Origin of the sequence: Alteromonas oceanisediminis (assembly GCF_018474025.1) — a bacterium.
Taxonomy (GTDB): Bacteria; Pseudomonadota; Gammaproteobacteria; order Enterobacterales; family Alteromonadaceae; genus Alteromonas_E; species Alteromonas_E oceanisediminis.
Window position 1 is genome coordinate 313,506 of sequence record NZ_JAHCTA010000004.1, and the last position, 14,290, is coordinate 327,795.

General features: G+C 48.4%; 14 protein-coding genes. 8 read left to right on the plus strand and 6 right to left on the minus strand.

Annotated features, from left to right (window positions below):
- Position 1: 1 nt before the first annotated feature.
- Genes edd through zwf form a run of 3 tightly spaced genes read right to left on the minus strand, consistent with a single transcriptional unit; the run spans position 2 to position 4,040 of the window.
- Complete coding sequence (edd, locus tag KIU71_RS09065; protein WP_214130937.1) at positions 2–1,825, minus strand: phosphogluconate dehydratase; 1,824 nt, start codon at positions 1,823–1,825, stop codon at positions 2–4.
- Between the two features lie 10 nt (positions 1,826–1,835).
- Complete coding sequence (gene pgl, locus KIU71_RS09070) at positions 1,836–2,528, minus strand: 6-phosphogluconolactonase (protein WP_214130938.1); 693 nt, start codon at positions 2,526–2,528, stop codon at positions 1,836–1,838.
- A 9-nt stretch (positions 2,529–2,537) separates the two neighbouring features.
- Positions 2,538–4,040 carry a glucose-6-phosphate dehydrogenase gene (gene zwf, locus KIU71_RS09075; protein WP_214130939.1) on the minus strand — a complete coding sequence of 501 codons (1,503 nt, stop codon included), beginning with the start codon at positions 4,038–4,040 and terminating at the stop codon, positions 2,538–2,540.
- Between the two features lie 314 nt (positions 4,041–4,354).
- Between zwf and KIU71_RS09080 the strand changes: the two genes are divergently transcribed.
- A complete protein-coding gene (locus KIU71_RS09080; protein ID WP_214130940.1) occupies positions 4,355–5,206 on the plus strand; it encodes a MurR/RpiR family transcriptional regulator in 852 nt (283 codons plus the stop codon).
- Positions 5,207–5,349: 143 nt separating this feature from the next.
- On the plus strand, positions 5,350–6,786 hold the full coding sequence (gene pyk / locus KIU71_RS09085) for a pyruvate kinase (RefSeq protein ID WP_214130941.1): 1,437 nt from the start codon (positions 5,350–5,352) through the stop codon (positions 6,784–6,786).
- Between the two features lie 13 nt (positions 6,787–6,799).
- Here the strand turns inward: pyk and KIU71_RS09090 are convergent, their stop codons facing one another.
- Together KIU71_RS09090 and KIU71_RS09095 are read right to left on the minus strand one after the other, a co-directional pair.
- Complete coding sequence (locus tag KIU71_RS09090) at positions 6,800–7,354, minus strand: NAD(P)H nitroreductase (RefSeq protein ID WP_214130942.1); 555 nt, start codon at positions 7,352–7,354, stop codon at positions 6,800–6,802.
- A 62-nt stretch (positions 7,355–7,416) separates the two neighbouring features.
- A complete protein-coding gene (locus KIU71_RS09095; RefSeq protein ID WP_214130943.1) occupies positions 7,417–8,019 on the minus strand; it encodes an HvfX family Cu-binding RiPP maturation protein in 603 nt (200 codons plus the stop codon).
- A 74-nt stretch (positions 8,020–8,093) separates the two neighbouring features.
- On the opposite strand from KIU71_RS09095, the gene KIU71_RS09100 reads away from it, so the two are divergent.
- The 3 genes from KIU71_RS09100 (at position 8,094) to KIU71_RS09110 (ending at position 10,829) form a co-directional block, all read left to right on the plus strand.
- Positions 8,094–8,264, plus strand: a complete 171-nt coding sequence (locus tag KIU71_RS09100; protein ID WP_214130944.1) for a hypothetical protein — start codon at positions 8,094–8,096, stop codon at positions 8,262–8,264.
- A gap of 137 nt (positions 8,265–8,401) precedes the next feature.
- A complete protein-coding gene (gene sppA / locus KIU71_RS09105) occupies positions 8,402–10,267 on the plus strand; it encodes a signal peptide peptidase SppA (RefSeq protein ID WP_214130945.1) in 1,866 nt (621 codons plus the stop codon).
- A 64-nt stretch (positions 10,268–10,331) separates the two neighbouring features.
- Entirely contained in the window at positions 10,332–10,829 is a 498-nt protein-coding gene (locus KIU71_RS09110; protein ID WP_250207389.1) for a SprT family zinc-dependent metalloprotease, read from the plus strand.
- Between the two features lie 40 nt (positions 10,830–10,869).
- On the opposite strand, the gene yfbV is transcribed toward KIU71_RS09110, so the two are convergent.
- Complete coding sequence (gene yfbV, locus KIU71_RS09115; protein ID WP_214130946.1) at positions 10,870–11,316, minus strand: terminus macrodomain insulation protein YfbV; 447 nt, start codon at positions 11,314–11,316, stop codon at positions 10,870–10,872.
- A 380-nt stretch (positions 11,317–11,696) separates the two neighbouring features.
- On the opposite strand from yfbV, the gene KIU71_RS09120 reads away from it, so the two are divergent.
- From KIU71_RS09120 to aat, 3 genes are all read left to right on the plus strand, one after another.
- Positions 11,697–12,392: a hypothetical protein gene (locus tag KIU71_RS09120; protein WP_214130947.1), complete on the plus strand. Its 696-nt coding sequence runs from the start codon at positions 11,697–11,699 to the stop codon at positions 12,390–12,392.
- A gap of 145 nt (positions 12,393–12,537) precedes the next feature.
- Entirely contained in the window at positions 12,538–13,497 is a 960-nt protein-coding gene (gene trxB, locus KIU71_RS09125; RefSeq protein WP_214130948.1) for a thioredoxin-disulfide reductase, read from the plus strand.
- A 42-nt stretch (positions 13,498–13,539) separates the two neighbouring features.
- Complete coding sequence (gene aat / locus KIU71_RS09130; RefSeq protein WP_214130949.1) at positions 13,540–14,277, plus strand: leucyl/phenylalanyl-tRNA--protein transferase; 738 nt, start codon at positions 13,540–13,542, stop codon at positions 14,275–14,277.
- Positions 14,278–14,290: the final 13 nt, after the last annotated feature.

The following is a 14,290-nucleotide window of genomic DNA, read 5'->3' on the forward strand; positions in this document are numbered from 1 at the left end:
GTTATTGCTCTTGCCCCACAAACAAAGAACACGCGCCCTGCTCTGCGCCCGTCAGTGTCGACCGCATGCCCGCAAACATCTCACGCCCCATACCAATTTGATGTAGCGCGATATCAGAGTTCTTCGCTGCTCGCTGAGCCAATTCAGCGTCATCAACATGCAACGTCAATGCACCGGTACGGGTATTAATTTCAATCATGTCGCCATTTTCGACCTTCGCCAGCAACCCGCCTTTCAACGCCTCTGGCGTGACGTGAATAGCCGCTGGCACTTTTCCTGACGCGCCTGACATTCTGCCATCGGTGACCAGTGCGACCTTGTAACCACGATCCTGCAACACGCCCAAAGGCGGTGTCAGCCTGTGAAGTTCCGGCATACCAATTGCCGCCGGCCCTTGAAAACGCACCACGACGATACAGTCCTTGTTCAACGCGCCCGATTTAAACGCCTCATCCAACTCAAACTGATCTTCAAACACGACTGCAGGGGCTTTGATGTGGCACTCAGGCGCTCGTAGCGCCGACGTTTTCATCACGGCCCGGCCTAAATTACCCTCAAGGACTGATAAGCCACCGTCTGGTTTAAACGGTTTGTCTACGGTGGCTAAGACGTCGGTATCCAAAGAAGCTTTTGGTCCATCCTGCCAAACAAGCTCACCATCTCGTAGCATAGGCTCCTTGGTATAACGATCCAGCCCATCACCACAAATCGTTTTCACATCGTTATGCAATAAACCGGCGTCTAGTAAGGTTTTAAACAACAGTGACATCCCGCCAGCAGCGGTAAAATGATTGATGTCCGCCGAGCCGTTGGGATAAATGCGCGTCAGCAATGGCGTTGCGTTAGATAATTCTGAGAAATCGTCCCAATTCACAATATAGCCTGCTGCTCTGGCAACCGCGACCAAGTGCATCGTGTGATTGGTTGACCCACCCGTAGCGAGTAATGCGACCAACCCATTCACCACGGCTTTGGCATCAACAATTTGGCCAATCGGTGTGTAGTTGTCCCCCAAATCCGTTAAGCGCGTAGCTTGCACGGCTGCCGCACGCGTTAGCGCGTCACGCAATGGCGTACCCGGATTGACGAAGGATGAACCGGGTAAATGCAGCCCCATCATTTCAACAACCAACTGATTGCTGTTTGCCGTACCGTAGAACGTACAGGTTCCCGCGGAATGGTATGACTGAGATTCAGCTTCGAGAAGCTCTTCGCGACCTACTTTACCCTCAGCATATGCCTGGCGAACACGCGCCTTTTCTTTATTGGGGAGCCCTGAAGGCATAGGCCCGGCAGGGACAAAAACCGTGGGAAGGTGACCAAAACTGAGTGCGCCGAGCAATAACCCTGGCACGATCTTGTCACAAATTCCCATCATTAACGCGCCATCAAACATATTGTGCGACAAGGCTACAGCGGTGCTCATTGCAATAACATCGCGACTCATCAGGCTCAAATCCATACCAGGGTTACCTTGTGTCACCCCGTCACACATGGCTGGAACGCCGCCCGCAAACTGTGCAACACTACCCACAGCCTGAACCGCATCTTTCACTATCTGCGGATAATGCTCATACGGTTGATGTGCCGACAACATGTCATTGTAAGCAGACACAATCGCAATATTGGCTTTTGTCATGCTGCGCAAATCTGATTTATCGCTGCTGTTACACGCTGCAAAACCATGTGCTAAGTTACCGCAGGACAAAGCGCCGCGGTGTGGCCCTTGGCGGCGCGCTGTATTGATTTTATCCAGATAAGCGGCTCGCGTCTTCTGACTGCGCTCAATGATACGTTGCGTGACATCATGTATTTGTGAATTCATTGTGCTTCTCCTAGGGTGCCCACATCAGCGTGACTACCGCTTTGTCGACAACAGCTTTAATCGGTTTTTCCTGCTCGTTAGCGCTGCGTAAAGCGTCATGCAAAACGGTGCGCTTTTTATCCCCTGTCAGGTGCAGGAATATATGCTTCGATTCAACCAGCGCTGGCAATGTGTAGGACATTCGTTGGTGCGGTGCTGTTTTGGGTTCAGTTGCAATAAAGCGCTGCCCCGACTGCATGTTTAAGCCCTGTTCAATTTGATCGCAACAGGGAAACAATGACGCCGTATGCGCGTCTTCGCCCATACCGAGGATCAAAACATCAAAAGGCATACGAGGTTGTTCAGACGAGCTGGTTAAATGCTCAACCGCATCAAATGCATTGTCATGTGAGGTTTTCAACGCAAAGAATCGTGCATCAGCGGCACGGCCTACCAATAGATTTTCACGCACCAGTTTTTCGTTACTGTCGGGGTGATCACCATTAACCCAACGTTCGTCAGCTAGCGTCACCACCACCTTAGACCAGTCAATCGCTAACTGACTGAGTGTCTGGAACAACGCCAACGGCGTTCGCCCACCACTAACCGCGATGGATGCCGCGCCGTTCAGTTCAATCGCCGTCGACAAAATGCTGCCTATCTGTTGGGCAAAATCGGCGTTTAGCGCATCAGGTGTTTCAAAGTTGTTTTCAACAAGTGGCATAGCAGTCACCTACTTCTTTGATTTTTTGCTGGACACTCGGCTTTCATACCAAGCGCGATTTTCTCTTGCAAGCAGGCCTATAGAATCAACCGGGCCCCACGTACCCGCCTGATAGGGCTCTGGTGGTTCGTTACTACCAGCCCATGCGGCCAGGATTGAGTCGACCCACTTCCAGGCTTGCTCTATTTCATCTCGACGCACAAACAAAGCCTGATTACCGCGCATCACTTCCAATAACAACTTCTCGTACGCGTCTGCAATCCGATCATCCGCAAACGCTTCTGAGAAACTTAAATTGAGCTTCGACTTTTGCAAATCCATCGAGCCAGAACTATTCAGCCCTGGCACTTTATTCATCACGGTGATTTCAACGCCTTCATCGGGTTGTAAGCGGATCACCAGTTTGTTTGGCGGCAAATTCGCGAAACTGTCGCCGAATAGGTTGTGCGGCTGGCGCTTAAAGTAAATCACGATTTCACTGACTTTGGTCGGCATACGTTTGCCGGTACGTAAGTAAAAGGGAACCCCTGCCCAGCGCCAATTATCAATTTCAACTTTCAGCGCAACAAAGGTTTCGGTTGAACTCTCGGTATTGGCGTCAGGCTCTTCAAGGTATCCCGGCACCTCGGTCCCCTTGACAAAACCATTGATATACTGGCCTCGAACGGTAGATTTTTGATAGTTGGTCGAATTGATGGGACGAAGCGCTTTCAACACTTTCAGTTTTTCATCACGAATACTGTCTGCATCCAATGTCGTTGGGGGCTCCATGGCGATTAAACTAAGCACTTGCAGCAAATGATTCTGCACCATGTCACGCATCTGACCCGCTTCATCAAAGTAACCCCAGCGCCCTTCTATGCCCACGGACTCAGCAACACTGATTTGGACATGATCAATACAGTTATGATCCCAGTTGGTCGCAAAAATAGAGTTCGCAAATCGCAAGGCAATAAGATTAAGAACCGTTTCCTTCCCGAGGTAGTGGTCAATGCGGTAAATTTGATTCTCTGAAAAGTATTCCGCGACTTGTTCATTGATGACTTTAGACGACGCGAGATCGTGGCCGATGGGTTTTTCCAACACAACGCGAACACTGCTGTCGATAATACCGGCTGAATTCAAGCCACGGCAGATGTCCCCATAAATTGACGGCGGCGTGGCAAGATAACACACCATAGTGCGGCCAGGATCAACGTGATCACTAAACTGCTGATAACTTGCGCTGTCTTTCATATCCACTTGCACATAATCCAAGCGCGCCGAAAAACGTTGCCAAGTGTCGTTACACAGCGTAGCCCCTGAGAACTTTTCGATGTTAGCTTTGACTTGAGCCGTATACTCTTTGATATCGATATCCTGGCGAGCCACACCAATAATTTTCGTATCTGGATGGATTAACTCGACTTTATCCAATTGATACATTGAGGGAAGTAATTTGCGACGGGCCAAATCGCCTAGCGTGCCGAAAAGTACGAAGTCGCACGGCTCGGAAGAATTTTCAAATACCATTATTCATAACCTCATGCCTCGAAGGCTTTATCATTTTAACGGGTAGTAGCACTCAGGCTGTCTGGTCGCATCACTGCCACGAGCCGTTCTCAATGAGGGCATTACCGCCTATCAATACAGTAAACAACAAATGTTGTAATTTTACAACTTAAAGGCGGTAATTGTTGTTAGATTTGCGCCAATCTTACCCTGTTCCGACCCTCATTTTGATCACTGCTGTCAAAAAATTACAGGTTTTCGTTTTTTTTTAACCTCAAATGATAGACTATGACAGCATCGCATCCTTTTTATTATAGTAATAACAAGCGACCACCATGAATATTCTTGAGAAAATAAACGAGCACAAGAGTTCTTTTAGCAAGTCTGAACGCAAAGTCGCCGAAGTTATTTTGGCGAACCCGCAAACGGCGATACACAGCAGTATTGCAACATTGGCAAAGATGTCAGATGTCAGTGAGCCGACGGTCAACCGATTCTGCCGACGCTTAGATACCAAGGGATTCCCCGATTTTAAATTGCACCTTGCGCAAAGCCTTGCGAACGGCACTCCCTACGTCAATCGGCATGTGGACGAGAATGATGGTCCGGCCGAATACACCAATAAGATTTTTGAATCCACCATGGCGTCGCTGGAAGTCGCTCGTCAATCGGTCGACATTCAAACCATAAATCGTGTTGTTGACCTACTTACACAGGCACAAAAAATCTCGTTTTTTGGGTTGGGTGCATCGGCGTCCGTTGCACATGATGCGCTGAATAAATTTTTCCGTTTCAATGTGCCGGTCGTGTATTTCGAAGACGTTGTGATGCAACGTATGAGTTGTATGAATTGCACTGAAGATGATGTGGTGGTGCTTATCTCCCACACGGGACGAACTAAAAGCCTGGTCGAAATTGCCGCCATTGCACGGGGTAACGATGCGACGGTGGTTGGTATTACGTCGGCCGATAGCCCACTGGCAAAAGAATGTAATTATGTGTTGTCGCTGGAAGTCCCTGAAGACACAGACATGTATATGCCGATGGCGTCACGCATTGCTCAACTCACGCTGATTGATATCCTTGCAACGGGCTTTACCTTGCGCAGAGGCAACAAGTTCAGAGAAAACCTGAAACGTGTCAAAGACACACTGCGTAGCTCTCGCTACGACAAACGAGAAAACTGATCAACGCCAGCCGGCAACTTATTTGTTGAATAAGTTGCCAAAACCATCTCAGCTAGACTAGTATAAATGTAATAAAATTACGTAATAGTATTTCATAATTTCATTTCCTTTCATTAGATTCGACGATAAAGGCAGCTAGCGTTATGACGAGAAGAACCAAAATCCTGGCAACCCTAGGTCCAGCAACGGATACGCCTGAACGTATTGAAGCCATTTTGCGCGCTGGTGCAAATGTAGTCCGAATGAACTTTAGCCACGGCAACCCGGAAGATCATATTGCTCGAGCCAATAAAGTCAGAGCCGCCGCCAAAAAACTTGGCATCTATGTGGCAATTCTAGGTGATTTGCAAGGGCCTAAAATTCGCGTTTCGCGCTTTAAAGATGGTGCGATTAAATTAGCGCAAGGCGACGCCTTCGTATTAGACGCCGAGCTGGATAAAGACGCCGGGTCTCAGGCGTCTGTTGGCATTGACTATAAAGCGTTACCCGATGATGTGGGTGCTGACGATATATTGTTGCTTGATGATGGGCGTATTCAACTCAAAGTCGAACGCGTCGAAGGGCGTAAAATCATCACCACAGTAACGGTTGGTGGTAAACTTTCCAATAACAAAGGTATCAATCGTCAGGGAGGAGGCTTGTCTGCTGAAGCGCTCACAGCAAAGGACAAGGAAGATATTAAGACAGCCGCAAAGATTGGTGTCGAGTATTTAGCAGTGTCTTTTCCCCGTAGCAGCGCAGATTTAAATTATGCACGAGAACTTGCTCAGCAGGCAGGCAGTAACGCAAAGATTTGTGCCAAAGTAGAGCGGGCTGAGACGGTTGAGAGTGACGAAGCCATGGACGACATTATCAGCGCATCTGATGCGGTTATGGTGGCGCGTGGAGACCTCGGTGTAGAGATTGGCGATGCAGAATTGGTTGGTGTGCAGAAGAAGCTGATCGCCCGCTCCCGCCAACTCAATAAAGTGGTTATTACTGCAACCCAAATGATGGAGTCGATGATTGACAGTCCAATGCCGACTCGCGCAGAAGTGATGGACGTTGCCAATGCTGTATTGGATGGAACAGACGCTGTTATGCTTTCGGCTGAAACAGCAGCGGGTAATTTCCCCGTTGAAACGGTACAGGCTATGGCACGCGTGTGTGAAGGCGCTGAAACCCACCCCAGTGTTAAAATATCCAAACACCGACTTGACGAATTTTTTACTTCTGTCAGTGAAACAACGGCGATGTCGGCTGTGTATGCCGCCAATCACCTACCTGATATTAAAGCCATCGTGGGCTTGACGGAAAGCGGTAATACCACCAAGCTGATGTCGCGGATCACCACGTCGCTGCCCATCATAGCGCTTTCTCGGCACGTCGACTCACTTAACACAATGGCGCTGTATCGCGGTGTTCAACCGATATTGTTTGACTCACGGAACAGCGCGCCTGGTGAATTAAAACAAGATGTCATTAATGTATTGAAATCGCATGGTCTGGTGAAAACGGGTGACCAGTTTGTGATGACGTACGGCGATGAGATGGAAACGGTTGGTGCTACCAACGCGCTGAAGATAGTGCAGGTGAATTAAATTAATGCGTAATTTATGAACCCAACTGCCTGAAATAATCTGCCGCACGTTTTGCAGGTCTATCTCGCGGTGCCAGTGGTGTACTTCCCAAGTAAAGGAAACCGACTAACTCGTCTTCGTTAGCAATACCTAATTCGGACTTCACCACTTCACACTGTGCGTAGGGGCCTGTACGCCAAACACCCCCAAACCCCTGCGCAAAGGCAGCCATTTGCATCGCATGAACAGCACAAGCTGCGGATTCGACCTGCTCTATCCACGGGACTTTATCGTGTTGGGTATACTTGGTCGCGGCAATAATGATCATCGGCGCTCGATGAGGCATTTCGGCCGCTCTGGCAACAGCAGAATCGTCTAACTGTTGATGCTTGGCAGATTTTACGAAAATCTCGCCTAGTCGACTTAAGCCATCCCCCTCAGCAATAATAAATTGCCACGGTGTCAGAGCAGCATGATCCGGAGCACGCAGCGCTGCTTGCTTAATGTTGTCCAGTTGTTTGCCACTGGGCGCTGGGCTTTGCAACCGCGGTTGCGATTGACGACCCAATAATAATTCTAATGCATTCATGACAGTAGATTAGCAAGTAACAAGGCGTATTGAAACCAGCGTGTGTTGATCTAGGCTAGGCCCTAGTTAATCCACTTTTTAAGCCAATAGTCGAGGCTTACAAAACGGCCTCCCCCAATGAACAGCAGCGCGAGCAACATAATGAAATACGTTATTGCAAACTCAACACCGTTGTTAAGGATCACAAAATTACCGCTACTCGTAAGCCACTCGTAGTTACCGTGCTGCTGTAAAATCGACTTTGCAGCGTCGAGTTTCTCAGCGGCCTCAACAACGGATGGGTTATAAAACAATGTACCGTTTGCCAACCAGCTCGACGAGTCCGCAATGGCTAGCCAGCCATTCTCCCAATGTACTGATAAAGCAGCAACCAGCATTGTGATCATTAACGGTATTGAAATCAGGCGAGTCAACAACCCTGCTAATAAAAGCGCACCGCCGATTAATTCTGTACCGGTCGCTAAACCAGCCATTACAGTGGGAAATGGTAAACCTAAGCCCCACTCAGCATTACCAAACCAGGTCACGATACTGTCAAAGTTGGTGACTTTGTTCCAACCGGCTTGAAGCATCACTGGCGCTAAGTAAAGGCGCATCAATAATGGCGCGATGCCCTCAAACAGACGTAGTTTCGTGAATGTCGTTTGGTACAGTGATATCAACATGGGCTTACCTTGATGTAGTTTAACGGTATACTAGGAGATAAGAGCTTGTCAGCGCGGTTTTTCTTTCATTTCGCATGCAAAAAAATCAACAGCGTGTTGTGTCTCATTCTCCGTTTAGCCGCCTTCATCAGCAGAAACAAGGTCGTGTCAGGCATTCTAAGCGTACCGCAAATACGTTGCTTGCCCTCTCACACAGCGACCATGCGGCTATTGCTGCGGTGATCAAGCAATGGCTGAACGAATAGACAGTTTCATAGCGCAAGCAATGAGTGACACAATGTGAGCTTGCAAAGGGTCTGTCATATTTAATTACATTTAAATTTTCGCGATCCATTCGCGAGTCAGTACTATATAAAACGAGAAACCAAATAGGATTGCATCGATGGCATCAGGCGGTAGTTGGACAAAATCATTTTTCACTGGCATTTGGAGCGTATTGAACTTCAGTCGCAAGCTGGTGTTTAATCTCATTTTTATCTTGTTGATCGTTGGCATTGTGATCGCTGTCTCCAGCGGCGATGACGGCAAAGTTATCGTGCCTCAAGATAGTGCCCTCGTTCTGAATCTGAAAGGCCAGCTGGTGATTGAGAAAACCGCTGTCGATCCTTTTCAATCCTTTGTGGACGAGGCATTTGAACAAGAGCCGGAAAATCCGGAAGTACTCGTTAGCGATGTGGTTATGGCGATTGAGAATGCCAAAGAAGATAACCGTATCAAATTACTCATTCTCGATGTGCAAGGTTTAATGGGTGGCGGTTTGGATAAACTGCGCACGGTTTCAGAAGCCGTGATTGACTTTAAGCAATCGGGAAAGCCGGTGTTTGCGATTGGCGATTATTATTCGCAAGACCAGTATTACGTCGCCGCACACGCTGACCATGTCTACCTACACCCCATGGGTGGCATGTTATTGGAAGGCTATGGTCGTTATCGTACGTATTTTAAAGAGGCGCTGGAAAAACTGAAGTTAACCACACATATCTTCCGCGTCGGTACATTTAAATCTGCCGTTGAACCCTATATTCGCAATGATATGTCTGACGCAGCAAAACAGGCAAATTCAGCATGGTTAGACGTTTATTGGGACCAATACAAGGCTGACGTCGCTAGAGCCCGTGATATAGATGCGTCTAATTTTGACGAAGCGCTAGATGTGTTAGTTGAGAAGATGCAGGCCGTCGACGGTGATTTTGCTCGCTACGCCTTAGAAAATGGCTGGGTTGATCAACTCAAAACCCGTGAGCAAATCCGTACTGAAATGATTGAACTTGTTGGCGAAGACGACGACAAAAAAGGCTTCAATGCCATTTCTTATGATAGCTACCTTAGCGTGATCAATCCTCCGCTTGCTATACCTTCTAGTGCAGAGAACGCAGTCGGTATCGTGGTTGCCAAAGGCGTGATTTTAAACGGCAATCAAAAAGCCGGTACCATTGGTGGTGACTCAACCGCGCGATTGCTGCGTCAAGCACGTCTGGACGAAAATGTAAAAGCAGTGGTACTACACGTTGACTCGCCGGGAGGTAGTGCCTTTGCGTCAGAGGTCATACGCAACGAAGTTGAATTGTTAAAGCAGTCCGGAAAGCCCGTTGTTGCTAAAATGGGTACCTACGCTGCCAGCGGCGGCTACTGGATTTCGGCCAGTGCTGACAGAATAATTGCATCACCCAGCACCATCACTGGGTCAATCGGCGTATTTGGTATGTTCATGAGCTATGAAAATACATTGAAATACCTCGGCGTTTATACCGATGGTGTAGGCACAACTGAATTGGCAGGCATTTCCCCTGCCCGTGCGCTCGACCCGCGCGTTGCGCAAATCATTCAAACCAGTATTGAGCATTCTTATGACCAATTTATCAACCTGGTTGCTGACGAACGCGCTTTGAACGTTGCCCGCGTCAATGAGATTGCCCAAGGCCGTGTATGGATTGGAGAGACTGCGTTAGATTTAGGTTTAGTGGATGAACTCGGCGATTTGGATCGTGCAGTCGCCGTCGCGGCCGAATTGGCAGACTTAGATGATTATGAGGCGCGCGACATTGAACGTGAGTTGTCGCCTAAAGAACGCTTCTGGAAAGAGTTTTTTGGTCAAGCGTCGGTCTGGGCAGCAGGCTCAGGCATCGGTGCATCGGAAAGCTACGCAGCTGGTTTGTTTAAACAGGTAGTCTCACAGTTTGACAGCATTGCTCAGCTCAATGACCCGCGAGGCGTTTATGCCATGTGTGTCGCTTGCGAGATTGACTGAGGCTTGTAAACCATAAATTAAAGCGCTCAAGCCCTACATCGGCTTGAGCGTTTTTTGCGTTAACTTGAAAACAACCTTGTCGACTCACCTTATCCAGCGCATTGAGCACCGTGTTGCTCAGTTAGTCGAGCATGCTCAGCGCCGCACCGGACGCAAATTAACTTGCCCAAGCATTGGCTTTCGTCGCGCAGGTCGTAATGCCGGAACGGCTCATCTCAACAGAAATCATATCAACTTTAATCCGCTGTACTTACATGACAATGTCGATGAATACTTATCACAGGTGATCCCGCATGAGGTTGCTCATATCGTGGTTTATCAGATTTTTGGGCGGGTTAAGCCGCACGGGCTGGAGTGGCAATCAATGATGCGTGATACGTTCGACTGTAAACCGCAGGTCACTCACACCATGCACAGCGATGCGGTCACTTCACGCGTGTTTACCTATAAATGTGATTGTGGGCAGGTTGAGCTAAGCGTTCGGCGTCACAATAAAGTCGTTCGCGGGCAGCAACAGTATCGCTGCAAACGATGTCACGCTACACTAAGTCAAACCCTCTAAGGTGTTGCGAGCGCTACGCAGGGCTTGTCTCTAAGCGGCTTTAGAACCACGTTTTGGTAAATACGCGGTCGAGCTCATCAAACGCCGTCTTGAGCATGTGTGCCAATTCTTTATAACGCGGCTTCTGCTTCAGCCCTTGTAATGAGCAGCCTTCACTGCGCATTTTCGCATGGATCTCGACATACCAGACTTTCAGTGCCGGTGGTAACGGCTGATTGGCGCGATGCCCCAGCCAAAGCAGACCTTGAATAGGCAAGCTTAAGAAGAACGCAGCAGTGGCAATGGTTTGAGGCAAATTAGTCATACCAAATTGATTTATCATCATGGCGGCACACAAAATGGCCAAAGGTGGGGCCACTTTGATAACTAATCGGGTCGCTGTTATCACACGACATTCAGGGAAAAGCGCATATAGCGATTTCTGCATCGGCCATGTATCCATGTAATGCTGACCATCCTTGAGCATGGTGACTACTGAAAGTGACATTGCAGGCGCTTTGCCTCCGCGATAGAAAGTTTGGAATCGGTAACTATAACTAACTACGGATAAGAAGAGTATATCGATTTGTTCTATTAAACATTTTTCTGTTGTGGAACAGAACCTCAAGATCGTTATGAACCCATTGACAAGTGCACCCGACAAAACCACTGTCTTTTTCACGGTCTCGCGCGGTAAAATAAACACGACAGTCTGTTGTCTCTTTGTTACGCTCGGTGACGCAATGGCATGTCAAATGCGCGTGACACTCGTTTCAACTTCAGTGTCACGGTCAGCAGTGGCGCAGTAGCGAATTTTTTGGGTTCATTTTTCAATAGTGTGAGTAGATGCGGCAAGTTGGATTAATCTTAATATGGCTTTGCGGTAGCATGACGTGCTCTGCGATAAATGCTGCAGCCTCAGATGACCGTTGGGCGATTGGCTATGTTCCCAGTGCAGTCTTCTTCACAGATAGTAACAAGACGCTTCAAGGTAGTTTAGCCCCGCTCAATCAATGTTTTCTCAATCATTTCGATCAGTTTGAGCTGATTGAAATGCCTAATTTCGAGCGGCTGGCGAGATCGCTTAAAGCCCATCAGGTTGATATCGCGCTGAATATGTCGCGTTCACATCCGCGCGATCAAATAGCAACGTATATGGGGCATCAGTTCGGGTACGATATCGTCAAAGTTAGCAACACTAGGCTGTCGTCACTAAAATCAGTAGGATTGAAACGCGGCGACGCGGATACTGCGCAGTTCATCACAGACAATGCTGATGTAAAATTCGTGTACCTGAAAGGCACTGAACAGCTGATGGGTTCATTTAACTTAGCCCGGATTGATAGCTTTATTGATGCTGCACCGATTCTATTGGATGCACTTAAATCAACCGATTTGCTGACACCTTATCGCATGGATGTCGTTGCAAATGCCCACGCAGGCATCTATGTTTCAAACGCATCGTTTAAACGTGTTCAAAATCAACTACCAGAAATACGTTCGGTTTTGGTATCCTGCAGCAAGCAGTTGCCTGACGACGCTTCTGGGTTTAACCCAGTTACACACAGTGTGACACCGGAATAACACGCTATTGGGCTGATCAGAATGAACGACACGTGCGTACTGACAACAACTCAACATTTAGAGTTGAAACCTGACAATTTACCCCCAACATACAACGCAATTATTTTTTTCGGAAAGGGTTTTCCGATCATAACGGAGTTTCCACATGTCTAAAAAAGACACTCGACATGTTCGCCTGCTTATCTTAGGTAGCGGACCAGCAGGCTACGCAGCGGCAGTTTATGCAGCTCGTGCAAACTTGAACCCAGTGTTACTGACGGGTATTCAACAAGGTGGCCAACTTACCACAACCACTGACGTCGAGAATTGGCCCGGTGACCCAGATGGACTTACCGGCCCAGATCTGATGGTAAGAATGCAAAAGCACGCCGAAAAATTTGATACCGAAATTATTTTTGATCACATCAATAAAACGGATCTCAGCAAACGGCCTTACACGCTGGAGGGCGATAATGGGGTCTACACCTGTGATGCATTAATCATCGCGACAGGTGCTTCTGCGCGCTATCTTGGCTTACCGTCAGAGCAAGCGTTTATGGGTAAAGGGGTTTCCGCCTGTGCAACCTGTGACGGGTTCTTTTACAAGAACCAAAAAGTCGCTGTCGTTGGCGGCGGTAACACAGCGGTTGAGGAAGCGTTGTACTTATCAAACATTGCTTCAGAAGTGCATGTTATCCATCGACGTGACTCCTTTCGCAGCGAAAAGATTTTAGCCGATCGTCTATTTGAAAAAGCCAAGAATGGCAACGTCGTATTGCACCTCAATCGAACGCTTGATGAAGTGATGGGCGATGACATGGGAGTCACTGGCATTAAGATTAAAGATACGCAATCTGATGCCACCGAAAATGTTGATATTATGGGGCTCTTTATCGCTATCGGGCACAGTCCAAATACCGGCATCTTTGAGGGGCAACTCGAGATGAAAGATGGCTATATTGTGGTGAATAGCGGATTGCAAGGCAACGCGACGCAAACCAGCGTCGAAGGTGTTTTCGCCGCTGGCGATGTGTCCGATCACGTGTACCGCCAAGCCATCACATCGGCAGGCACAGGGTGTATGGCTGCACTTGATGCTGAAAAATTTCTGGATGCGATTGAGTAGCCACGTTAGTCATTCAAGGCCTCTTTCTGGGGTCTTCAATGTATGATCCAGTTGTATCAGCTGGACAATAGTTATCACTTCCCTTCTGCCGAACAATCGCTAGCAGAACCAAATGGCCTGATAGCGTTCGGTGGTGACCTGAGCATGGGGCGTTTGGTCAGCGCTTATCAGCAAGGTATTTTTCCGTGGTTCAACCCCGGCGAACCCCTATTATGGTGGTGCCCCGACCCACGAGCAGTGTTACCGCTAGATTCATTTCATCGCTCTCGTAGCCTGCTCAAACTGCTGCGCCAGCAGCGATACACCTTTAGCATCAATCGTGCGTTTGAGCGCGTCATTCTGGCTTGCGCGACTGTACCACGAGTGCAACCTAACAGCGAAACGGGCGAACTGGCGGGCACTTGGATCACCGACCAGATGACCGATGCCTACATTCAGTTACACCACGCTGGTGTAGCGCACTCTATTGAAGTGTGGGACCAACGCGAACTCGTGGGCGGTCTGTATGGAGTCGCCGTGGGTGGCGTATTTTGTGGAGAGTCGATGTTTCATCGCGTCCCGAACGCCTCCAAGCTTGCATTCTCGGCACTTGTTAGCCATATGCAATCGTATGACTTGGACTTTATTGATTGTCAGTTAGAAAACCCGCATTTACGCCGGTTAGGCTGTAAAACGATAGCCCGTAAAGACTTCCTTAGAGCCCTTCACATTAGTCGTCAACGAAAGTTACCAACTGAATTGTGGGACGCACAAACACTTCATCACGTGGTCGCTCAGTGAGTAGGCAGGAAAC